Origin of the sequence: Paenibacillus elgii NBRC 100335 (genome assembly GCF_004000865.1) — a bacterium.
GTDB lineage: Bacteria > Bacillota > Bacilli > Paenibacillales > NBRC-103111 > Paenibacillus_G > Paenibacillus_G elgii.
Genome location: NZ_BIMB01000014.1, coordinates 52,412 through 74,386, shown reverse-complemented (window position 1 = coordinate 74,386; position 21,975 = coordinate 52,412). Strand labels below are relative to the sequence as shown.

Sequence of the window (21,975 nt, the reverse complement as noted above, 5' to 3'; positions counted from 1 at the left end):
GTTCTCCTTTAGCGCTATAAAGTGAGTTGTAAACAAGGTATGTGGCTGCATTGAAAATGCATGGACAACAATACAATCTGATAGAAAACAGGCGTGTGCATGAGACGGTAAAAAAAGATTGGGATGATCTGGGCAAACGCCCTGTCTAAAGGCGGTCGTAATGAGTACATTGTTTTTGAAATCAAAAAGGAGAGTGAGCACATATGGGTAGAATACCGGGCCCTCCAGGCCCTCCAGGTCCTTCGGGACCACAAGGACCACAAGGACCCCAGGGACCGCAAGGACCGGCAAGGATCACCTCGTTTGCATTTCTGTGCAGTACGGTAGATCAAACCATTGCCGCAGCACCGACTCCGGGCGGGAAAGGCGGGGCCGTATCGTTCAATAGTACGGTCATCAATGGCACGGCGGTTAGTTTCACCCCGACCTCAACCATCAACATTCTTGAAACCGGCATTTATCACATCAATTGGGAAGTATTCCCGACAGCAGGCAATAACGCGTTCGGATTGTTCTTCGATCCGGACGGCAGCGGTCCGCTTCCGGCAACGCTGGTCATGTGCAGTAATTACGGCACCAATGCAGGAAACCAGCCTTACCCGGGGCAGGTCGTCGCTAACTTGACGGCGGGCGGCACGCTGACGTTGAACCGGATTGACAATACGGGGGCTCTGACCCTACAGAGCACTATCGGGGGCGGCACGCCGGTGGTAAGCGCATCGCTTTATATCGAGAAGCTCACCTGACGGGTGGAGTGAGGATCGCGCCAGACCCAACCGACACCCGCAAGGAAGAGAGTAAGCGGCGTTTCCGCGTAAAGCGGGCGTCGCTTTTTTCCGTGCAGTATCAGGGGAGAGGGACGGGACGGCGTTTGGCAATCTGTCACAAAAAAGAGGTTGATTCCTTTTCCGCGGAGTGCTATATTGTATGTGTAACCGGTACCATATAATTAATCAAGAGAGAATTGTCATATTTTATAAAAACCGATTAGCAGTATCTACTATTTTTTTTAATCGATGTGTAACCGGTACCACATAGCAGAGGTGAAGGAGTATGGCGACCATTCGGGATGTAGCCAAGCTGGCGGGCGTGTCCGTTGCGACGATTTCCCGGTACTTGAACAAAAGCGGCTATGTGAACGTGGAGACGGAACAGAAAATTAAGAAGGCCATCGAAGCGCTGAACTACGAGCCGAATGCGGTGGCACGGGGATTGGCCGGAAAGAAGACGAATACCATTGCCTTGATTCTTCCTGACATTTCCAACCCGTTCTTTCCGGAGCTGGCCCGCGCCGTCGAGGATGTCGCCTCGATGTACGGGTATACGGTGATTTTGTGCAACTCCGACGACGAAGGGGTCAAGGAGAAGTCGTATATTGAGGTTTTGAAGAAAAAATATATCGACGGTATTATTTTTGCTTCCAACACGCTGGATTCCTCCGATGTCGAGCAGATGACGAAGAAAGGCATTCCCGTCGTCTGCCTCGACCGGGTGCCACCGAAGCAGTCGTGCAGCGTGGTCCGCTCCAAAAACCGGGAAGGTGCGAAGCTGGCCGTTGAGCATCTTCTAGACATGGGCTGCCGGAAAATCGCCCACATCTACGGCCCGCAGGAATTCATTACGGCCAAGGAGCGGCTGGCCGGATACGAGGAGTCCGTGAAGCATCTGGACTGGTACTCGCCGACGTTTATGATTCAGGGAGACTTCCGGATCGAAGGCGGAATCCGGGCGACGGAGCTGCTGATGGAGCGTCACCCCGATGTGGACGCGATTTTTGCCGGAAACGACCTGATGGCGGTAGGCGCGCTCAAGGCGCTTCACCGGATGGGCGTGCAAGTGCCCGGGCAAGTGGCGGTATGCGGCTTTGACGGCATCGGCATGACAGAGATTACGCAGCCGGAGCTGACGACGGTCGCCCAGCCGATCTATGAGATGGGGGCGCTCGTCTCGCGGATTTTGATCAAGAAAATCGAAGGCACGCTGGAAGCGGATCAGACGTACGAGCTGGACGTCGCGCTCGTGCCCAGAGAGTCGACTTTGAGGAGGAACGGACATGAAAGCTCCTAAAATCGTTGTGATCGGAAGCTTGAACATGGATATTGTCATCGAAGCGGACCGGTATCCGCAGCAGGGGGAAACGATGCTCGGACATGGCATCCGTTTTCTTCCCGGAGGAAAGGGCGCGAATCAAGCCGTTGCGGCGGCCCGGCTCGGTGCGGCCGTAACGATGATCGGCGCAGTCGGTACCGACGGATTCGGACAAGAGCTTGTGAAAGCGCTGCAAGCCGAGAACGTGGGCACGGATGCGGTGCGGGTCGCGGAGCAGGCGGCTACGGGAGTTGCCAGCATTTACGTTTGTCAGGGAGATAACAGTATTGTCGTCCTACCCGGCGCAAATCATACGCTGCTGCCTGCGGACATCGACGCTAACCGGGAAATCATTGCCGCAGCGGACATCGTACTGCTTCAGATGGAAATTCCCGTGGATACCGTTACGCATGCGGCTCGGCTTGCGAAGGCGTGCGGGCGAACGGTCGTATTGAATCCCGCCCCGGCGCAGAAGCTGCCGGAGGAATTGCTGCGTAACGTCGACTACATTACCCCGAACCGGACAGAGCTGGCCTTGCTGACCGGGCGTTCCGCGGAAGGCGGCGCATTGGAAGCCGCAATGCGGGAGCTGGCCGGCATGGGCGCCCGGCACGTGATTACGACGCTCGGCGCGGAAGGCTCCGCCTTTATGGCGCAGGAGGGCACGCTGACCCGCGTTCCCGGTTATGTCATGGAGGTTGTGGATACGACCGGGGCCGGCGATTCGTTCAACGCAGGGCTGGCTTATTCGCTCGCTTTGGGGCAAAGCTTAGAGGAAGCCGTATCGTTCGCGGCCAAGGTTTCGGCGCTTGCCGTGACGAAATTCGGGGCTCAACCGGGGATGCCCACGCTGCAGGAAGTGCTCGATTTTAACGGGTGAGCGGAGGGGAAACGATCATGAAAAAAATCGGAATCATCAACAGCGAAATTTCCGAAGTCATCAGCAAATTGGGCCATACCGATACGATCGTGATCTGCGACAGTGGGCTGCCGATCCCCTCCCATGTGCGGCGGATCGATCTCGCCTTGAAGCAGGGCATGCCTTCCCTGCTGGAGACGCTGTCCACCGTGCTTGAGGAAATGGAAGTGGAGGCCGCGTTCGTTGCGGACGAAATGGAGCGGGCCAGCCCACAGTTCAAACGGGAGCTGGAAGCCGTCATGAAGGGCGTCCCGGTTCGGACGGTCAGTCACGAGCAGTTGAAAAGGCTTACGCATGAAGCGAAAGCGGTTATTCGGACAGGCGAATTTACACCATATGCGAACATCGTTCTGCAGGCCGGCGTGATCTTTTAAGAAAGGAGTGGCCGTCATGACGACATACCTGCTGGAAATGAACGACATCAGCAAGAGCTTCCCGGGCGTCAGGGTGCTGGATAAGGTAACGTTCAACCTGACCGGCGGGGAAGTGCACGCGCTGATGGGGGAGAACGGCGCGGGGAAATCCACGCTCATGAAAATTCTCGGCGGCATTCACCGCAGAGACGGCGGAACCGTGATCCTGAAGGGGACGCCTTGCGAGATCGCTTCTCCTTCCATGGCGCAAAGCTTGGGCATCGCCATGATTCATCAGGAATTGAACTTAATCCCGCATTTGACGGTGATGGAAAATATTTTTCTCGGACGAGAATTTACTTACGGCCGGAGCGGGATGATCAACTGGGGCAAAATGAGGCAGGAATCGGTTCGCTTCTTGTCCCAGCTCGGCTTGTCCATCGATCCCGGCATCATCGCAGGCGAGTTATCCGTCGGACAGCAGCAAATGATCGAGATTGCTAAAGCGCTTTCCATGAATGCGGAAATTCTCGTGCTCGACGAGCCGACGGCGGCGCTGACCGACCGTGAGATCGAAGCGCTCTTTACCGTGATCGAATCGCTGAAAGCCAAGGGCGTCGGGATGATCTACATCTCCCACCGGATGGAGGAAATATTCCGCATCTGCGACCGGGTTACCGTCATGAGAGACGGGCATACGGTAGGCACGGACCGCGTAGCGGATACGAATATCGACAAGCTGGTCAAAATGATGGTAGGGCGGGAAATCAAGGATCGCTTTCCCAAAATCGACGTTTCCGTCGGCGAGCCCAAGCTGGAGGTTAACGGCCTGTCGCTGCCGGGCAAGCTGCAAGACATTTCCTTTGCCGTCCGCAGCGGAGAGATCGTCGGCATCGCCGGTCTGATGGGGGCCGGCCGGACTGAGCTGGCCAAAGCTCTGTTCGGGGTGACGCCGGCCCGCCAAGGGGAAATCCGCGTCGACGGCCGGCCCGTCGCCATCCGCAAGCCGGTCGATGCGATCCGCGCGGGCATCGCGCTGGTTACGGAGGACCGCAAGGACGAAGGACTGTTGTTGAACTTGTCCGTGAAGGACAACATTTCGCTGCCTAATTTGAAGGACGTTTCCTCATTCGGGTTTGTCAGCCGCAGCAAAGAAACCGGCATCTCGGACCGGCTCATCTCGCAACTGCTGATTAAGACCCCGAACGGCGAGCAGAAGGTCGGCTCCCTGAGCGGAGGAAATCAGCAGAAGGTTGTTATCGGCAAATGGCTCGAAACGAATCCGCAGGTGTTTATTTTGGACGAGCCGACCCGCGGGGTGGATATCGGCGCGAAGAAGGAGATTTACGATTTGATGAACCAGTTGATCTCCAGAGGCGTAGCCATCCTGATGATTTCGTCGGAGCTCCCGGAGGTTCTCGGCATGAGCGACCGTATCCTGGTGATGCACGAAGGCCGGATTGCCGGAGAGTTCGCCAGAGGGGAAGCCACGCAGGAAAAAATTATGCACTGCGCGACAGGAGGAGGAAAACATCATGCAAACGGAAGCGAAAGCGGGCGGTAAGCGGGCAGGCAAAGCGTTCAGCCTGGGTCCGCTGCTCGGACTCGCCTTAATCGTCGTCGTTTTATCGGTGATCAACAGCGACTTTTTGACCGTCACCAATATTTTCAACGTGCTTCGTCAAATTTCCATCAACGCGTTAATCGCGTTCGGGATGACGTTCGTTATCCTGACCGGAGGGATCGACCTTTCCGTCGGAGCGGTTCTGGCGCTGTCCAGCGCGTTTACCGCGGGCATGATGGCCTCCGGCATGAATCCGTGGCTGGCCGTGCTGATCGGCCTCGGCTGCGGAGCGGTGTTCGGAGCCGTCAACGGCCTGCTGGTCACCAAAGGCAAGGTTGCCCCTTTCATCGCCACGTTGGCGACCATGACCGTCTACCGCGGCTTGACGCTCGTCTACACGCAGGGGCGGCCGATTACGGGACTGCACGAAGATTTCGCCATCATCGGGAAAGGGTATTTTCTCGAAATTCCGATGCCGATCGTTTGGATGGTCCTGACCTTTATCATCCTGTTCATTATATTGAAATACACCACCTTCGGGCGGCGCGTCTATGCGCTGGGAAGCAACGAGGAAGCGACTTGGCTTTCCGGGATCAATACTTCCAGAATCAAAATCATGGTTTATTCGGTAAGCGGATTATTGGCAGCTTTAAGCGGAATTATACTCACCTCCAGACTCAACTCCGCGCAGCCGACGGCAGGCACCTCTTACGAGCTTGATGCGATCGCCGCGGTTGTTCTCGGAGGAACCAGCTTATCCGGCGGACGGGGCTGGCTGGTGGGGACGCTGATCGGCGCCATGATCATAGGCGTATTGGACAACGGTCTGAACCTGCTGAACGTTTCATCCTTTTATCAGCTGGTCGTGAAGGGCGCCGTCATCTTGATTGCGGTGCTGCTGGACCGTTCCAAAGCCGCCAAATAAAAAAAGCAAAGGGGAAAAGTAACATGAAAAAAATGTACATGGTTCTGTCGCTCCTGCTGGTATTCGTCATGGTAGCCGCCGGCTGCTCCACCAAGTCCAATCTGGAGGGCGGAGCGAAGACGGCCGAGCCGAAGAAAGAGGGAGGCGCCGCCTCCGGCAAAACAACCATCGGTCTCTCCATCTCCACGCTCAACAATCCGTTCTTCGTGACGTTGAAAGAAGGCGCCGAGAAAGCGGCGAAGGAAGCCGGAGTCGATCTGGTCGTTGTCGACGCGCAGAACGACACTTCGAAGCAAATCAGCGGCATCGAGGACCTGATCCAGAAAAAAGTAAACGTCATCCTGATCAACCCGACCGACAGCGTGGCAATCATTACGGCGGTGGAATCGGCTAACAAAGCCAACATCCCGGTCATCACCATCGACCGCGCGGCGAACGGCGGGCAAGTCGTCTCGCATATCGCATCCGACAACGTCAAGGGCGGACAAATGGCCGGCGACTACATTCTTAAAGCGATCGGCGGCAAAGGCAACATCGTCGAGCTGCAAGGCATCGCCGGAACCTCGGCAGCTCGCGACCGCGGCAAAGGCTTCCACAATGCCGTAGACGGCAAAGACGGCGTGAAAACGGTGGCTTCCCAGCCGGCCGATTTCGACCGCGCCAAAGGGCTTTCCGTTATGGAAAACATCCTGCAAGGGAATAAGGACATTGCAGCCGTATTCGCCCACAACGACGAAATGGCGCTAGGCGCGCTGCAGGCCATCCAAGCCTCCGGCAAAAACATCGTCGTGGTCGGCTTCGACGCGACCGACGATGCGGTGAAAGCCGTAAACGAAGGCAAAATGGCCGCGACGGTAGCGCAAAAGCCGGCAGCCATCGGCGATGTGGCCGTAAAAACGGCCGTGAAGGTATCGAAAGGCGAGAAAGTGGAAGCTTCGATCCCTGTCGATTTGGAGCTTGTTACGAAAAAGTAAGGCATAGCGTTTAGCTAAAAGAAACGCTTTATACGGAAAGAGGACGATCCTCGTAGCGGAATGAACATGTGCCGCGGGATTGTCCTCTTTTTTTAAATATGATGAATATTTCGTAAACGGTGGCACCGCACATAAGGGGGCAGACGAAATCTAGCTCTTGAAGTATCTGATTTTGAATCTCAAATATAAATTCTATTCATCCATTCTATATTTATGGTATGATAATCCAATCACAATAGAATGGTTTTATGGGCGGTCGGCTAACCTCTCGGAAGGGAGGTGATGCCAATGGACGTGAAAGACGTGATGATTATAGTTATTAGCTCAAGTGGACTTTTAATTGCTCTGCTGACGCTGATTATAAAGATCATCGAACTTTCGCAGAAAAAGAAATAGACCGCCCTCTCGCAAAGGTAAACGGTCTATTCTTCGGCATACCCTTTGAAACCAACCGCCCTTAAAAGCGGCTATTGTGATACGTGAGGGGAATGTTAGATGTTAACGGCATCTACATTCCCTTATTTAGTATGTGCTTAAATTCAGTTGTTAGTGCCAAAGAAAGTACTACACTTTATTTTACTCTTGTTATATGGTATTGACAATACCATTTGAATATATTTCTGTTCATTAAACTGAATACATTTCTAAACACTAAACTGAATATTTAAAGTAAACAGTTGATCGATATAAATTGAATATTTACGTCCTTGACGGCCATGGGGTCAAGGACAACATATATAAGGAGTCCTTGGTGCGGTCCGTGGGTTCCTTTTTAATTTTTTCGCCAATTGAATGCGACATAACCTATTTTTATTTCATCCGGATTTACATTTCGGCGAATTTGTCTCGAAGCTTGCGACTTATCGGTATATAATGGATACGGAAACGGCGACGGGTTAATATAGGAAGAAAGGCGATGGAATAATTTTATGTCGATGCGCAAGCTAAAAATATTGACGATTCTGCTTCCGCCTCTGGTCATTGGCGGATTCGAGTATATACGCCACGACTTTCTGCTGGATGTGCTGTCCATGGAGACGGGCAATTTCTACATGACGCTGCTTACGCTGCTGCTGTCGTTCTTGTTCGGCAATTGGATGTTTAACCGCATCGAAGCCATGAATGCGAAGCTGGCCGTCGAGCAATCGAAGCGGGCGGTATACGAGGAGCGCGAGCGGCTTGCCCAAGAGCTGCATGACAATATCGCGCAAATTTTGTTTTTCCTGAACGTGCAGTTGAAGAAAGGGCAGATCGAGGAAGCGCGTTCGGCCGTTTCCGAAATCGACCACCATCTGCGGCAGGCGATCTTCAACCTGCGGACCGCGCCGGAGGAGGGAGCCGATTTTGGCTCGCGTCTGCGGACGTGGCTGGAGGAGTGGAGCGGCATGAGCGGTATCGCCGTCAACCACCGGATTACAGTTCCGGAGGAAGGGATATCGCCCTCGGCGGAGGTGCCTTTGTTCTCTATTATCCGGGAGGCGTTCACGAACATCCGCAAGCATTCGTACGCGGATCACGCGGAGGTGGAGCTTGGTCCGACGCCGGACGGGCGAAGCTGGAGACTTCGCATTGCCGACGACGGCAAAGGCATGGAGGGCGATGCCGGACAGCGGCCGAATCGGTACGGGGTATCGATTATGCGCAAGCGGGCGCAGGAGCTGGGGGCGGAGCTGGAAATCCGGGCACAGGAAGGACAGGGGCTGGAGCTGATTGTGACCGGGCCGCTGCGGGAGGTGAAGCTGTGATGATGAATTACCGGGTGCTGATCGCCGACGATCATCCGTTAGCCCGCCGCGCCATCCGCTCACTGATCGACGGGGAGGCTGGCTTCGAATGGGTAGGCGAAGCGCGCAGCGGCGCCGAGGCCGTCGAGCTGTGCGGCCGGCTGCTGCCGGATTTGGTGCTGATGGACATTCAGATGCCGGAGATGAGCGGCCTTGAAGCGACCAAGCGGATTAAACAGCTGTATCCGCACATCCGCATCGTCATGCTCACCGTGTCCGACGACGTGACCGATCTGTTTACGGCCGTGAGGCATGGGGCACAAGGGTACCTGCTCAAAAACATGGACCCCGACGACTGGATCGCCTACTTGCGCGGCTTGCTCGACGAGAACAGCGAAATTTCCCGCGGTATGGCGGACCGGCTGTTTCATTCGTTCCGTTCGGCCGGCGAATCCGCGGCAAGCGACATCGGGCCTGGTGTGCTTTCCCAGCGCGAATGCGAGATCCTGAGCTGCGTCGCCAGCGGGCAGAGTAACCGCCAGATCGCCGAGACGCTGATTATTACGGAGAACACGGTCAAGAACCATATCAAGAATATTTTATCCAAGCTGGCGCTGGACAACCGGGTGCAGCTGACCGCTTATGCGGTGCGTCACGGATTGACACAAATCGGACAAAAACAAGGCGGGAAATAGCCCGGTCGAGCCATTCTTTCGATAAGCGGTTTACGATAAAGTACAGTAGGATAAACTGATCGCTTATAGAGAAAGGGGCTTTTATTTATGAAAAAATTGCATTTTGCGCTCGCGCTCGGACTGCTTGCTTCCATGCTTGGAGGAGGCTTCGCCAGCGCGCATGTGACGGTGCTGCCGAAAGAAGCGACGCAAGGAAGCTATGAGAAATTTGCCGTTCGGGTGCCGACCGAGAAAGACATTCCGACGGTAAAAGTCGAAGTCAAGTTCCCGCTTGACTCCGTATCGATTTCCCGTTTCGAGCCGAAGCCGGGCTGGAAATACGAGCTGACGAAGGATGCGAACAATAAAATTACCGGTGTAATATGGACGGCTACCGGTGAAGGCTTGGGCGCTACCGAATTCGGCGAGTTTTACATGCAGGGAAAAGTAGCCGATAACGCTACCGCGATTACGTGGAAGGCGTACCAGACGTACAAAGACGGCAGTGTCGTCGAATGGGTCGGCGCCGACGGCTCGGACAAACCGGCTTCCGTGACGAAAGTAAACGCGAAACCGGCCGGAGCCGGAACGGACAGCCACGGCAATACGACGGCCCCTGCGGCACCGGCGGCCAATAAGGCTGCATCCGAAGCTCCTGTCGCGTCCCAAACGCCGCTTTACTTGTCCATCGCGGGCGTCGTGCTCGGAGCCGCAGCTCTGATCGTTTCGCTGATGCGCAGAAAAGCCTAGTCCGTCAACTGTCTGACGGCTATATGTAAGGCCCGTTTCCATCGTTTGATAGGAAATGGGCTTTTTGGCTTGTCTTTTCCCCCGAAAAACGGTTAAACTGGTGAAAACGCCATTCTAAACTACACCAAGTCAAAAAAAGGAGACAGCTGTAGGATGCCGTCAAAAATTTTGAAAGAATTCAAAGAATTTGCAATTAAAGGAAATATGATCGATCTGGCGATCGGGGTGATCATCGGAGGCGCATTCGGCAAAGTCGTTACGTCGATCGTTAACGATCTGGTCATGCCTCCGGTCGGGCTTCTGCTCGGCAAAGTGAATTTTACGGATTTATTTATTAGCTTGGATGGGAAGTCCTATGCGACGCTTAAAGAGGCAAAGGATGCGGGTGCAGCCACGTTTAACTACGGATTGTTCCTCAGCACGCTGCTCGATTTTCTGATCGTCTCGTTCGTCATCTTTATCGCCGTCAAGCAGATCAACCGGTTCCGCCGCAAAGAAGAGGTCAAGCCTGACCCGAAAGAAAACATGAAGGAATGTCCGGAATGCTTGTCCGAAATCCCCAAAAAAGCATCCCGCTGCAAATACTGCACCGCCGTTCTCGAAGCTCCAGCGGCGGAACGCGCCTAGCCCCCTTACAGCTCAGATAGCCTGTGCTCCTGTTTAAAACCTTATGGAGCCTGGCTTTTTTCTTAAGAAATAATTCAGAAAAACCTCCATTTGTTCTAAAGATATTTTGGATATCCTAAGTACATCGACTTCCATTGGACGAAACAAACGGACTCTTACTTTCGTTTTAAAAGTAAATAATTGAAGGGAAACAAGGTTCGAACAGCGTCTAAATGGTTAAATCTAGAGCAACAAGGAGGGCAATGCATTCATGAGTTTCCACGCCAGCGTTCAAGAAAAGGTGCTTTTTTTAAATAAATTTTTTCAATCTCCCCGTGAAATGGGCAGCGTTACGCCCAGCTCCCGATTTTTGGCCCGGGCGATGACCAAGCCTGTTCCTTGGGCTCAAGCGCAAGTTGTGGCGGAACTCGGAGCCGGAACAGGCGCATTAACCCGGTTCATCCGGCAAGCCATGGGACCGAAGACGAAGGTGCTGCTGTTCGAAAAGGAACAGGTGCTAAGGGAGCAGCTGGCCGTACAGTTTCCAGAGTTCTCCTGTCATGCCGACGCCTGCAGTATGGGGCAAGTGCTGCATCAGCGGGGGATCGAGGGACTGGATGCCGTCATTAGCGGCCTGCCGTTCTATAATTTCCCGCAGCAATTGCGCGACCGGCTGATCGAACAAATCACGTCGTCCCTTAAGCCAGATGGCCGGTTCATCGCGTTTCAATATTCGCTGCAAATGAAGTCCCAGCTCGAACAATACTTTGACATTGAGACGATTCGCTTCGTGCCGTTTAATTTTCCTCCTGCATTCGTGTATGTGTGCCGGAAGCCGGGGGGAACGCCGTAATGACCTACGATACGCTAATGCTGTGGATCGGGCAGTTCGGGTATTTGGCGTTGTTTTTCGCGCTGTGGCTCGGCATTGTAGGGATGCCGATTCCCGACGAAGTTATCGTGATGACCGGCGGTGCAGTAACGGCCAGCGGCCTGCTGCACCCCGTTCCCGCCTTTCTTTTAACCTATCTTGGCGTCGTATCGGGGTTATCGCTCGGATACGTGCTCGGCCGGTACGCGGGCACTCCGGTATTGGAGCGGCTCCGAAAAAAGAAGAAAATGGATAAAGCGATCGAAATGTCGGAAAAGCTCAATCAAAAATACGGCAGTCTGGCCTTGATCATCAGCTACTTTTTCCCCGTTGTCCGCCACGTCTTGCCATACCTCGTAGGAATGAACAAAATGTCCTTTCGCCGCTATGCTCTCCTTTCCTACACGACGGGGTTCGTATGGACTCTTGCCTTTTTCTTCATCGGGCGGCTAACGGCCGGTCACGCTCAAGAAATCGGCATGCTCATCTATAGTTACGGGCTTAAGCTGCTTTGGATTCCGCTGGCGCTTGCTGCCGGATGGGTCCTTATCAAGCTCGCGCAGCGCAAAAAATTGCAGGAGGGCGGTTCGATTGGAGCAGGCGAACAGCGTATTGGTAGCTGACGACGATCCGGATATCCGGGATATTATTCAAATTTATTTGCGGAACGAAGGCTACCGCGTACTGGAAGCCGAGGACGGAGTGCAAGCCTTGAAGCTGGCCGAACGGGAAAAGGTGGACATCATCATTTTGGATATTATGATGCCCCAGATGGACGGCATTCGCGCGTGCGTGAAAATCCGGGAAAAGAGCGACGTTCCCATCATTATGCTGTCGGCCAAGGGCGAGGATCTGGACAAAATCACCGGCTTGTCCACGGGCGCGGACGACTACGTCGTGAAACCGTTTAACCCGCTGGAGCTGGTCGCCCGGGTCAAGGCCTGCCTGAGACGGCAGCACATGATCGGCAAGAAGGCGGAACGCGGCCGGGTGGAGGTCGGCGACCTCGTCGTTGATCCGGCCCGTCACTTGGTGTCGGTTCGCGGCAAAAAGGTCAATCTCACGCCGATCGAATTCGCAATACTGGCTCTGCTGGCCAAAAACCGGGGCCAAGTGTTCTCCGTTGATGCGATTTATGAGCAGGTATGGAAAGAAGGCGCTTTCCATTCCGACAATACTGTTATGGTGCATATCCGCAATCTCCGGGAAAAGATCGAAGACATCCCGCGGGAACCCCGGTATATTAAAACCGTATGGGGAGTGGGCTATAAAATTGAGTAGGGTGCGTTTGCCGAAATGGCCGTTTTTGGTAACCCTTCGCGTGAAGCTGATGCTGACCTTCGTCGGATGCCTTATGCTGAGCACGCTAGCCTCGACTTTATTGGAATGGGGTTACCAAGAAATTCAGCCGAACGATTCGGACAATTACGATTCGATCCGGAGGACGGTGAACGAACGGCTGGACAACCTCGACAAGAAGTGGGCGGCCTTGAGCGCAATAGATTCGGATGAACGGACGGCGGCTTCGCTGGTGGAACAGGCCGGACAGGGAGGCAAGCTGAGAGCATACGTTTCGGACGAGTCCGGACGTGTGCTTTTTCGCTCTTCCGAAGCCTCGGAGAGCAGGCTCAGCTTGTATGAACTGCTGATGTCGGCCAAACAAGCGAACAACAGGCAGCCGGGTGCGGCGTACACGGCGGTGCTGCCGGCGCAGTACCGGGGTCAGGCCGTCTATTTGATCGTTTCCAGCAAGTTGGTTCCGCAGCCGGGGAATGCGTACGAGACTAACGAGGTATGGTTCAAATTTTTACTGTTCATCGCTCTGTTCGTGCTGTTCTTCTATGCTCTGACCTGGCGCAAAATGAGGCAGATTCGGTACATCAACCGCGGATTGAACGAAATCGCCCACGGCGAGCTGTCCGTGCGGCTGGCGACAAACAGCCGGGACGAGCTTGGCTTGGTCGCCGCCAATATCAATTCCATGGCGGAGCAGCTGGCCCGGCAGCAGGAGAAGGAGCGGCGCCTGGAGAAGTCGAAGATGGACTTGATCACGAACGTCTCCCACGATCTGCGGACTCCGCTAACCAGCGTTATCGGGTATTTGAACCTGCTCATGAATCCTGCACAAACGGATGCCCCTGAGCGGGAACGGTATTTGACGAGCGCTTACAATAAAGCCAATCAGCTGAAGAAGCTGATCGACGACTTATTCGAATACACCCGGCTTTCCGGGGGAGAGGCCAAGCTGGAACGGCGAGAGATCGACATTCACCATTTGCTGGAGCAATTGGTCAGCGAATTCGAGCCGATTGCGGAGCAGCGTCAGATTGCCATCGAATGCCGGCTCCCGGAAGCCCCGTTGTATGTTGTTGCCGATGCGGAAAAGCTCGTTCGCGCGCTGGACAATCTGCTGATGAACGCCGTTAAATATTCCGTCGCCCCCGGCCGCGTAACCGTGACGTTAGCGGCCTACCCGAAGCGTGCGGCTATCGAATTCGAGAACGAAGGCCGGCCGATTACGAAGGCGCAGGAGGAGCTGCTGTTTGAGCGATTCTATAAAGCGGACGAATCGCGGAGGGGGGATTCATTGCCTGACGGCGCGGGACTCGGACTGGCGATCGCGCATAACATTGCCGAGCTGCATGGAGGACGGCTGACGTTCCGGCACGAGCAGGGACGGTTTGCTTTTCGCCTGGAGCTGCCTTTGAACGAGTAATTCGGTGAGCTTCTTCGCCAGTTTCAATAATTTAACAAGCGGAAATTCCTTATGTTCTTATTGACTTTACATGAATAATTTTGTACACTAACAACGTTTCATACCATTGGATTGAAAAGTTCATTTAATTTCATAGAAGCACTTCTTATCAAGAGAGGCGGAGGGAAAAGGCCCGATGAAGCCCGGCAACCGTTCCTTAACAATTCGGAAATTCTGAATTGTAGGAAATCAGGTGCCAATTCCTCCAGAACCGGAGCAAGGTTCTGGCAGATGAGAGGGACATGAGTTAAACCGCTAACCCTGTACCTCGTCGTGCAGGGTTTTTTTGCGCTAAGCGAACGTGCCCGTTTAACCGAACAAGGGCCGTTTATTCCGGGGAGGAAGACGATTTGATTCATTTGAAAGGCGTTATGAAAAACTACGATGTCGGGGGCAGGCAGGTTACGGCGCTGCGGAATATCGATTTGACGATCCGCAAGGGCGAGATCTTTGGCATCATCGGCCATTCGGGGGCAGGCAAAAGCACGCTGATCCGGACGATCAACATGCTGGAGCGCCCGACTGCCGGGGAAGTCGTCGTGGACGGCGTCGAGATGACGAAGCTGGGCACCGGCAAGCTGCAATTGGAGCGCCGCTCGATCGGGATGATTTTTCAGCATTTTAACCTTCTGTCGTCCGCGACGGTAGCCGATAATATTGCGTTTCCGCTGCGGCTCGCCAAGCTGCCGAAGGAAGAGATCGCCCGCAGGGTGGAGGAACTGATCGGACTCGTCGGATTAACCGGCCACGGCAGCAAATATCCGGCACAGCTGTCGGGCGGCCAAAAGCAGCGGGTCGGTATCGCCCGTGCGCTGGCGACGAATCCGAAGGTACTGCTGTGCGACGAGGCGACGTCGGCGCTCGATCCGCAGACGACCGGCGCAATTCTGTCGCTGCTGCTGGACATAAACAAGCAACTCGGCATTACGATCGTCCTGATTACGCACGAGATGAACGTGATTCGCACGATTTGCGACCGTGTGGCGGTCATTGACGGTGGAGAGATCGTGGAAGAGGGGCCGGTGACCGACGTGTTCCTGAAGCCGCAGCATCGGACGACCAGAGAGTTCGTCGCTCAAGTTTCCGATGTGGCTGCGATCGGATTGGAGACATCCGGGAGCGCAGCGGCAGGCAACCGGACGCTTGTCCGGGTGACTTACATCGGCGAGCAGACGTACCAGCCGGTACTGTACGAAACGATGCGCGAGACGAACGTGCCGTTCGTCATCCTGCAAGGGACGGTATCGAAGCTCAAGGATACCCCTTACGGACAGCTTGTCGTAGAGCTGCAGGGGCAGGAAGGCGGCGCGGAGCAGGCTATCGCTCTGCTGCGAGGCCGCGGATTGGATGTGGAGGTGATTCAGCATGGATGAACTGCTTAATCTGGATTGGGGAGCGATCGGAGAGGCGACCTACGATACGTTGACGATGCTTGGTCTGTCCATGGTGTTTACCGTGCTGATCGGTCTGCCGCTCGGCATCATCCTCTTCGTCACTTCGCGGGGACAGCTTCTCGGGCAGCCTGTGGTGTACGCGCTGCTGTCGCTGGTGGTCAACGTGCTGCGCTCCGTGCCGTTCGTAATTCTAATGATCATGCTGATCCCCTTCACCAGACTGGTCGTCGGCACATCCCTCGGGGTATCGGGCTCGATCCCGCCGCTGGTCATTGCCGCGGCTCCGTTCTTCGCCCGTCTGGTGGAGACGTCGCTGCGCGAGGTGGACCGCGGCGTCGTGGAAGCCGCGCAATCGATGGGCGCGACGTACTGGCAGATCGTATCGCGGGTCATGCTGCCCGAAGCGCGCCCCGGCTTGATCGCCGGGGCGACGATTACAGCGGTTACGCTCGTATCGTATACGGCCATGTCGGGGGTTATCGGAGGCGGCGGTCTTGGCGACTTGGCGATCCGTTTCGGCTATCAGCGTTTCCAAACGCTCGTGATGATCGTTACCGTGCTTCTCCTGCTCGTGCTGGTTCAAATCCTGCAGTCGCTGGGCGACCGGCTTGTCCGGAAGTTTCAGCGGAAATAAGGATTTTTATATACAAAGCAATCGATACTATACTATACAAAAAGGTGGAGGAATCTTACTATGAAAAAAATGATGATTACCGCATTGTCCGTCGTAATGGCCTTCTCGCTGGCTGCTTGCGGCAGCAAACCCGCTCCGGAATCGGCAGCTTCGCAAACCGGAGGATCGACGCCGGCTCCCGAGAAAAAAGAAGTGACGCTGAAGGTCGGCGCTTCCGCCTCGCCGCATGCGGAAATCTTGAATTCCGTCAAAGCGAAGCTGAAAGAACAAGGCGTCAACCTGGAAGTAAAAGAATTTACGGATTATGTGCAGCCGAACGTACAGGTGTTCGAGAAGCAGCTGGATGCGAACTTCTTCCAGCATACGCCGTACCTGGAGCAATTCAACAAAGACAAAAACATGAATCTCGTTACCGTGACTGGCGTTCATATCGAACCGTTCGGCGGCTACTCGCAAAAAATTAAAAAGATCGACGAGCTGAAAGACGGCGCAACCGTTGCAATTCCGAGCGATCCGTCCAACGGCGGCCGCGCGCTCGCGCTGCTGGAGAAAAACAACCTGATCAAGCTCAAAGAAGGCGTTGGCGTCAAAGGGACGGTCAGAGACGTCGTCGAAAACAAGAAAAACCTGAAGTTCAAAGAGCTGGAAGCCGCCATGCTGCCGCGTACATTGGGTGAAGTCGATCTGGCGCTCATCAACACGAACTACGCGCTCGAAGCGAAGCTTGTACCGACGAAGGATGCGTTGTTCATCGAATCGAACGATTCCCCGTATGTGAACATTCTTGTATCCCGCCCGGACAACAAAGATTCCGACGCGATGCAGAAGCTGGCTAAAGCCCTCACGTCCGAAGACGTGAAGAAGTTTATCGAAGACAAGTACAAAGGCGCAGTCGTGCCTGCGTTTAAATAAGGGATAGCGGTAAGCTGAGCGGGGCCTTCGGGTCCCGCTTTTTGATTTGTCTGTCATAGGTGCCTCCTCTGATTTGTCACGCATTCGAGGGATTTGATATAATTGACATAATGATATTATCGATAGCAGAGGTCGTGACGCATGCAAAGCGAAAGACAGCCCTTGTACGTGCAAATTCAGGAGCACTTCAAACAGCTCATTTCCTCCGGCAAACTGGCTGACGGGGACCGGATTCCGTCCGAGAAAGAACTGATCGCGAAGTTCAACGTCAGCCGGATTACGGTAGCCAATGCGCTAGCCCAGCTTGCCAAGGACGGCTGGATTTACCGCATTCCCGGACGCGGCAGCTTCGTTGGCAGCGGAGAGGGCGCTTCGATCGGCCCTCAAGCGGGCAGTGTACAGGCCGGGAAGGGAGCACATGGCGCCGCGGCCGGTTCCCCTATCGATCGGCCCGCGGCCGGGGTGCGCAGAATGATCGGTCTTCTCATCCCGTCGATGGCCGATTATTTTGCGCTGCGTCTGGTGCAGGGAATCGTGAACGCACTGAATGATACCGGCTATTATCTGGCCACCGTCCTGACGCACAACTCCAAGGAAAGGGAGCGGGAAGCGATCGTCGAGCTGACCCGCATGGGGGCGGCCGGCTTGATTATTTTCCCGGTCGATGCGGAGACGTATAACGAAGAAATTTTGGCGCTCAAAATCAACAAATTTCCGTTCGTATTAATCGACCGCTACCTGCCCGGGGTGGAGACGAATTTCGTTTGCTCGGATAGCGCGCTTGGCGCCAAATTGGCCGTGTCGCATCTATGGGAGCTCGGGCACCGGAGAATTGCCATCTGCTCGGACTCGCCGCTGCCGACGGTATCCGTAGACGAGCGCATCGCCGGATATATGGAGGCACTGAAAGTGCAAGGAGCGATGATTGATCCTTCGTTAATCTTGACGGACTTTCGGATCAATGACGTCCGGCTGGACGAGCAGCACCCGCTGTACCGGCATTTGCAGAGCCAATCGGCCACGGCTTATATCGCGCTGAACGCGAAGCTCGGCATTCATTTGGCGATTCTGACCCGGCAGCTCGGGCTTCGTGTGCCTGAGGATCTGTCTATCTTGACGTTCGACGACCCTTCTCCGGGGCTGGAAGAGCCCGGGAGGTATACGCACGTTGCCCAATCGGAGGGGGAGATCGGAAGCAAGGCCGCGGAAATTTTGATCCGGCTGCTAGAGCACCCGCAGGGCAAAGACAAGGACAACGTGCAGTACACGAAAATCATCTTAAGACCGGAGCTTGTCGTAAGAGGGTCAACCGGACCCATAAGGCCTTCCTAGCTTTCAGTTAATCCCATGGCATATTGCGTTGTAGGAGCGGAATTTTCCTGGCGTTTGCTGTCTTCCCCATCATGCAGTGTTTGCAAGTCCCCGCCAAGATGCCTGACGGGGGCTTTTTGCCGTGTATGCAATTCAAATTTTATAGCAAATATGCATATTGATAATATATTTGATATATCGTACATTGAAGGTATATCTTAGCGATAGAAAAGGAGAACGGACATGAGATTCGTACAAGAAAAGCTAGAGCGCCGTATTAATGAATTGGCGCACGCCAGATACCGGGATCGGTTCCCGTTGACCAATATTTGCATTGTGGAGCAAGCCGCTTCCCCGCAGGAGGCTCGGCAGCAAGCCGGAACACCGGTATCGGTCGGCATCCGCTGGGGAGGACGCGACCAGACCGCTTGGTTTGTGGGCGCACTGACGTTCCCGGAGGCATGGAAGGATCGGGATGTCATAGGCCTGATTCGGCTTGGCAACACGGGCGGAGGCAATTGCAGCGGCTACGAGGCGCTCGCTTATTTGGATGGGGAGCCGGCGCAGGCGTTGGATCGGAACCATGGAGAGCTGTTTATCCCGGCTGAAGCCGTCAATAAGGGCGGCACGGAGCTGATCATCCAAGCCTGGAGCGGCTTGACGCCGCCGGATGCGGGACATCAGCCGTTCGATCACCGGATCGACGAGCTGGATCTCGCTTGGCTGGACCCGGCTACGGACGACTTGTACTATACTGCGCTGCATGTGCTGCAAGCAGTGCGCTGCCTGGAGGACCGCAGCAGCGAGAAGCACGGCATGCTGTCGGCGCTGGACGATGCGTTCCAATTGCTGGATTGGCGCGCGCCGGGCGCGGACGCTTTTTACGCTGCAACGGAACAGGCTTTGGCGCTGCTCAAGCAGCGGCTGGAAGAGCTGCCGCGCGGGACAAGGCCACAGGTGACGGCGGTCGGACACTGCCATATCGACGTCGCCTGGCTGTGGAGATTGAAGCATACGCGCGAGAAATCCGCCCGCTCTTGGTCGACCGTGCTGCAGCTGATGGACCGTTATCCGGAATATATCTTTTTCCAATCCCAGCCGCAGCTGTACGCTTATTTGAAGGAAGACTATCCGGCCATCTACGAGAAAATCAAACAGCGCGTGGCAGAGAACCGCTGGGAAGCGTCCGGAGCAATGTGGCTGGAGTCGGACTGCAACATTCCTTCCGGCGAATCGCTCGTCCGGCAGCTGCTGTACGGCAAGCGGTTTTTCCGCGAAGAGTTTGGTGTGGACAACCGGATTTTGTGGCTCCCCGACGTGTTCGGCTATAGCTGGGCGCTGCCGCAAATTTTGAAGAAGGCCGGCATCGATTACTTTATGACGACCAAAATCAGCTGGAGCCAGTATAACCGCTTCCCGCACGATACGTTCCATTGGCGGGGCATCGACGGTACGGAGCTGCTGACTCATTTTATTACGACGCCTAACAATGACGGCAGCTGGTACTACACCTACAACGGCAACGTGACCGCGTCCAGCGTGCAGGGGCTGTGGGACAATTACCGGCAAAAGGAACTGAACGACCAACTGCTGCTCGCTTACGGATGGGGCGACGGAGGCGGCGGACCGACGCGCGACATGCTGGAGGCGGTACGGCGCTTCGAGGATATGCCGGCGATGCCTCAGGTGCGTCAAGGCCGGGTGGAGGAGTTTTTCGAAGCGCTCGATGACCGGGTATCCGATCACCCTAGGCTGCCGTTATGGGACGGGGAGCTGTACCTGGAATACCACCGCGGCACGTATACGTCGCAAGCCTACAACAAACGGATGAACCGCCGGATGGAGGCGCTGCTGCACCAAGCGGAATTCGTCAACAGCCTTGCGATGCTGCTGAACGGCGGGCATACGTATCCGGTTGAAGCGCTGCGGAAGAGCTGGATCATTACGCTCCGCAACCAGTTCCACGACATTATCCCGGGCTCCTCGATCGGCGAAGTATACGAGGACAGCCGGGAAGAGTACGCGGAAGCGGAGCAATTGGCGGTCGCGGCGTTGGAGCAAGGCACCCGGGCGCTCGCAGGCGATCGCGGGCAAGACGAAGCCGCGGCGGAGGAGGCTGTTGGTTATCGGGTGATCAACCCGTTAGGCTGGGAACGGTCGGCGCTTGTGGAAATTCCTTCGGACGCCCTCCCTGCGTCTGCCGAGCAGTTCGCATGGTTCTCGCCAAGCGGCGAAGCGCTGGAAAGCCAGCTTGTTCGCGGCGCCGACGGACAGCCCGTCTCGATGCTTGTTCATACGCCGAACGTTCCGGCATTAGGCTATACGACCATCGTCGGCAAAAGCACGGACAGCGCTGCGGCGGCAAACAGCGACGTATGGAGCATCGGCGACCGGCTGCTGGAGACGCCTTTTTACCGGATTGAGCTGAACGGCAGCGGCCAGATCGTATCTCTGTACGATAAGCGGAACGCGCGGGAAGTGCTCAAGCCGGGCGAAGCGGCCAACGTGCTGCAGGTGTTCGAGGATAAGCCGATGGCGCACGATGCTTGGGATATCGACATCTACTATCAAGAGAAGAGCTGGACTGTCGATGAGCTGACCGAAGCGGTTGTGGAGGAGCAGGGACCGCTGCGTGCCGTGCTTAAGCTCGTATGGCACTATCACCGCTCCGTCATCGAGCAGAAAATGACGCTGTACCGCGACCATCCGCGCATCGATTTTTGCACCCGGGTCGACTGGCGCGAGAAGCAGCACCTGCTCAAGGCGGCGTTCCCGGTCGATGTACGGTCGACGAAGGCGACGTACGAGATCCAATTCGGCAACGTCGAACGGCCGACGCACTGGAACACGAGCTGGGATTGGGCGCGGTTCGAATCGGTGGCGCAGCGCTGGGTCGATCTGTCTGAAGGGGGCTACGGCGTCAGCCTGCTGAACGATTGCAAGTACGGCCACGATATCCGCAATCATGTGCTGCGTCTCAGTCTCATTAAGTCGGCGGTATCGCCCGATCCGGAAGCCGATCAGGGGCTGCACGAATTTACTTATTCGCTTTATCCGCATAAAAACGGTTGGCTGGAGGCGGACACGCATCGTCAGGCATGCGAGCTCAACCTACCGCTGCTTCCGGTGCAGTTGGCCGGAACGGCTCATGCGGACGGCCTTCCTGAGCAGTTGGGACTGTTCCGCGTCGATGGCTCCCATGTCATGATCGATACCGTCAAAAAAGCCGAAGACGACGAGACATTCATCGTCCGTTTGTACGAGTATGGCGGTATTCGGGGAGACGTCCGGTTTTGCGCGGATGCGCGGATCGGGGAGTTCGTCTCCGTGGAAGAGACGAACCTGATGGAGGAGCAGCCGCAAGCGGTGGAGCACGGTCCGTATGAGGTCAGGCTGTTCATGAAACCGTACGAAATCAAGACGCTCCGGGTCGCTCTGAAAGCTTAGCGCGAAGCCCATTTTTAAGTGCGAACGCACCAGCAAGTGCTGCCTTTCATAAACTGAATTTGACTGTATCCCTT

General features: G+C 55.4%; 21 protein-coding genes and 1 riboswitch. All 21 genes read left to right on the top strand.

The features are described from left to right. The first annotated feature begins 203 nt into the window (after positions 1-203). The 21 genes from PEL01S_RS13035 to PEL01S_RS12940 all read left to right on the top strand — a co-directional run bounded on the left by PEL01S_RS13035 (position 204) and on the right by PEL01S_RS12940 (position 21,901). Positions 204-746 (top strand): hypothetical protein, encoded by a 543-nt coding sequence (locus tag PEL01S_RS13035; protein ID WP_082867127.1) that lies wholly within the window; start codon positions 204-206, stop codon positions 744-746. Positions 747-1,053: 307 nt separating this feature from the next. Beyond that, positions 1,054-2,067: a LacI family DNA-binding transcriptional regulator gene (locus PEL01S_RS13030; RefSeq protein WP_063185051.1), complete on the top strand. Its 1,014-nt coding sequence runs from the start codon at positions 1,054-1,056 to the stop codon at positions 2,065-2,067. Next, the gene (gene rbsK, locus PEL01S_RS13025) at positions 2,054-2,968 is read left to right on the top strand and encodes a ribokinase (protein WP_127460577.1); all 915 of its coding nucleotides are present in this window, start codon (positions 2,054-2,056) and stop codon (positions 2,966-2,968) included. The genes PEL01S_RS13030 and rbsK overlap by 14 nt, the downstream gene beginning before the upstream one ends. Before the next feature lie 17 nt (positions 2,969-2,985). After that, positions 2,986-3,381, top strand: coding sequence for a D-ribose pyranase (gene rbsD, locus PEL01S_RS13020; RefSeq protein WP_127460576.1), 396 nt, complete (start codon positions 2,986-2,988; stop codon positions 3,379-3,381). Positions 3,382-3,397: 16 nt separating this feature from the next. Continuing rightward, positions 3,398-4,924 carry a sugar ABC transporter ATP-binding protein gene (locus tag PEL01S_RS13015; RefSeq protein WP_127460575.1) on the top strand — a complete coding sequence of 509 codons (1,527 nt, stop codon included), beginning with the start codon at positions 3,398-3,400 and terminating at the stop codon, positions 4,922-4,924. Then, a complete protein-coding gene (locus PEL01S_RS13010; protein WP_127460574.1) occupies positions 4,896-5,849 on the top strand; it encodes an ABC transporter permease in 954 nt (317 codons plus the stop codon). Before PEL01S_RS13015 ends, PEL01S_RS13010 begins: the two co-directional genes overlap by 29 nt. Before the next feature lie 23 nt (positions 5,850-5,872). Then, on the top strand, positions 5,873-6,823 hold the full coding sequence (gene rbsB, locus PEL01S_RS13005; RefSeq protein ID WP_108534352.1) for a ribose ABC transporter substrate-binding protein RbsB: 951 nt from the start codon (positions 5,873-5,875) through the stop codon (positions 6,821-6,823). A gap of 288 nt (positions 6,824-7,111) precedes the next feature. Continuing rightward, positions 7,112-7,219 (top strand): putative holin-like toxin, encoded by a 108-nt coding sequence (locus tag PEL01S_RS35265; RefSeq protein WP_223275788.1) that lies wholly within the window; start codon positions 7,112-7,114, stop codon positions 7,217-7,219. A 533-nt stretch (positions 7,220-7,752) separates the two neighbouring features. Beyond that, entirely contained in the window at positions 7,753-8,568 is an 816-nt protein-coding gene (locus tag PEL01S_RS13000; RefSeq protein ID WP_063185062.1) for a sensor histidine kinase, read from the top strand. After that, positions 8,568-9,242, top strand: coding sequence for a response regulator (locus PEL01S_RS12995; RefSeq protein ID WP_174806939.1), 675 nt, complete (start codon positions 8,568-8,570; stop codon positions 9,240-9,242). Before PEL01S_RS13000 ends, PEL01S_RS12995 begins: the two co-directional genes overlap by 1 nt. Before the next feature lie 87 nt (positions 9,243-9,329). After that, positions 9,330-9,971, top strand: a complete 642-nt coding sequence (locus PEL01S_RS12990) for a YcnI family copper-binding membrane protein (protein ID WP_063185064.1) — start codon at positions 9,330-9,332, stop codon at positions 9,969-9,971. 165 nt (positions 9,972-10,136) lie between these two features. Next, a complete protein-coding gene (mscL, locus tag PEL01S_RS12985) occupies positions 10,137-10,598 on the top strand; it encodes a large conductance mechanosensitive channel protein MscL (protein WP_174806944.1) in 462 nt (153 codons plus the stop codon). 250 nt (positions 10,599-10,848) lie between these two features. After that, positions 10,849-11,430, top strand: a complete 582-nt coding sequence (locus PEL01S_RS12980; RefSeq protein ID WP_127460572.1) for a class I SAM-dependent methyltransferase — start codon at positions 10,849-10,851, stop codon at positions 11,428-11,430. Next, positions 11,430-12,071, top strand: coding sequence for a DedA family protein (locus tag PEL01S_RS12975; protein WP_108534347.1), 642 nt, complete (start codon positions 11,430-11,432; stop codon positions 12,069-12,071). Before PEL01S_RS12980 ends, PEL01S_RS12975 begins: the two co-directional genes overlap by 1 nt. Further along, a complete protein-coding gene (locus tag PEL01S_RS12970; protein WP_164824276.1) occupies positions 12,040-12,729 on the top strand; it encodes a response regulator in 690 nt (229 codons plus the stop codon). The genes PEL01S_RS12975 and PEL01S_RS12970 overlap by 32 nt, the downstream gene beginning before the upstream one ends. A gap of 1 nt (position 12,730) precedes the next feature. Continuing rightward, a complete protein-coding gene (locus tag PEL01S_RS12965) occupies positions 12,731-14,164 on the top strand; it encodes a sensor histidine kinase (protein WP_255320110.1) in 1,434 nt (477 codons plus the stop codon). 142 nt (positions 14,165-14,306) lie between these two features. Continuing rightward, a riboswitch (SAM riboswitch) is annotated at positions 14,307-14,441 on the top strand. A gap of 112 nt (positions 14,442-14,553) precedes the next feature. Beyond that, on the top strand, positions 14,554-15,576 hold the full coding sequence (locus PEL01S_RS12960) for a methionine ABC transporter ATP-binding protein (protein ID WP_127460570.1): 1,023 nt from the start codon (positions 14,554-14,556) through the stop codon (positions 15,574-15,576). After that, entirely contained in the window at positions 15,569-16,231 is a 663-nt protein-coding gene (locus tag PEL01S_RS12955) for a methionine ABC transporter permease (RefSeq protein WP_010493954.1), read from the top strand. Before PEL01S_RS12960 ends, PEL01S_RS12955 begins: the two co-directional genes overlap by 8 nt. A 60-nt stretch (positions 16,232-16,291) precedes the next feature. Next, on the top strand, positions 16,292-17,143 hold the full coding sequence (locus PEL01S_RS12950) for a MetQ/NlpA family ABC transporter substrate-binding protein (protein ID WP_063185076.1): 852 nt from the start codon (positions 16,292-16,294) through the stop codon (positions 17,141-17,143). Between the two features lie 141 nt (positions 17,144-17,284). Next, complete coding sequence (locus PEL01S_RS12945) at positions 17,285-18,475, top strand: GntR family transcriptional regulator (protein ID WP_127460569.1); 1,191 nt, start codon at positions 17,285-17,287, stop codon at positions 18,473-18,475. A 222-nt stretch (positions 18,476-18,697) separates the two neighbouring features. Then, complete coding sequence (locus PEL01S_RS12940; protein WP_127460568.1) at positions 18,698-21,901, top strand: alpha-mannosidase; 3,204 nt, start codon at positions 18,698-18,700, stop codon at positions 21,899-21,901. Positions 21,902-21,975 lie beyond the last annotated feature (74 nt).

Coding starts and splice junctions, on each gene's coding strand:
- PEL01S_RS13035 (WP_082867127.1), top strand. CDS start 204: ATGGGTAGAATACCGGGCCCTCCAGGCCCTCCAGGTCCTTCGGGACCA.
- PEL01S_RS13030 (WP_063185051.1), top strand. CDS start 1,054: ATGGCGACCATTCGGGATGTAGCCAAGCTGGCGGGCGTGTCCGTTGCG.
- rbsK (WP_127460577.1), top strand. CDS start 2,054: ATGAAAGCTCCTAAAATCGTTGTGATCGGAAGCTTGAACATGGATATT.
- rbsD (WP_127460576.1), top strand. CDS start 2,986: ATGAAAAAAATCGGAATCATCAACAGCGAAATTTCCGAAGTCATCAGC.
- PEL01S_RS13015 (WP_127460575.1), top strand. CDS start 3,398: ATGACGACATACCTGCTGGAAATGAACGACATCAGCAAGAGCTTCCCG.
- PEL01S_RS13010 (WP_127460574.1), top strand. CDS start 4,896: ATGCAAACGGAAGCGAAAGCGGGCGGTAAGCGGGCAGGCAAAGCGTTC.
- rbsB (WP_108534352.1), top strand. CDS start 5,873: ATGAAAAAAATGTACATGGTTCTGTCGCTCCTGCTGGTATTCGTCATG.
- PEL01S_RS35265 (WP_223275788.1), top strand. CDS start 7,112: ATGGACGTGAAAGACGTGATGATTATAGTTATTAGCTCAAGTGGACTT.
- PEL01S_RS13000 (WP_063185062.1), top strand. CDS start 7,753: ATGTCGATGCGCAAGCTAAAAATATTGACGATTCTGCTTCCGCCTCTG.
- PEL01S_RS12995 (WP_174806939.1), top strand. CDS start 8,568: ATGATGAATTACCGGGTGCTGATCGCCGACGATCATCCGTTAGCCCGC.
- PEL01S_RS12990 (WP_063185064.1), top strand. CDS start 9,330: ATGAAAAAATTGCATTTTGCGCTCGCGCTCGGACTGCTTGCTTCCATG.
- PEL01S_RS12980 (WP_127460572.1), top strand. CDS start 10,849: ATGAGTTTCCACGCCAGCGTTCAAGAAAAGGTGCTTTTTTTAAATAAA.
- PEL01S_RS12975 (WP_108534347.1), top strand. CDS start 11,430: ATGACCTACGATACGCTAATGCTGTGGATCGGGCAGTTCGGGTATTTG.
- PEL01S_RS12955 (WP_010493954.1), top strand. CDS start 15,569: ATGGATGAACTGCTTAATCTGGATTGGGGAGCGATCGGAGAGGCGACC.
- PEL01S_RS12950 (WP_063185076.1), top strand. CDS start 16,292: ATGAAAAAAATGATGATTACCGCATTGTCCGTCGTAATGGCCTTCTCG.
- PEL01S_RS12945 (WP_127460569.1), top strand. CDS start 17,285: ATGCAAAGCGAAAGACAGCCCTTGTACGTGCAAATTCAGGAGCACTTC.
- PEL01S_RS12940 (WP_127460568.1), top strand. CDS start 18,698: ATGAGATTCGTACAAGAAAAGCTAGAGCGCCGTATTAATGAATTGGCG.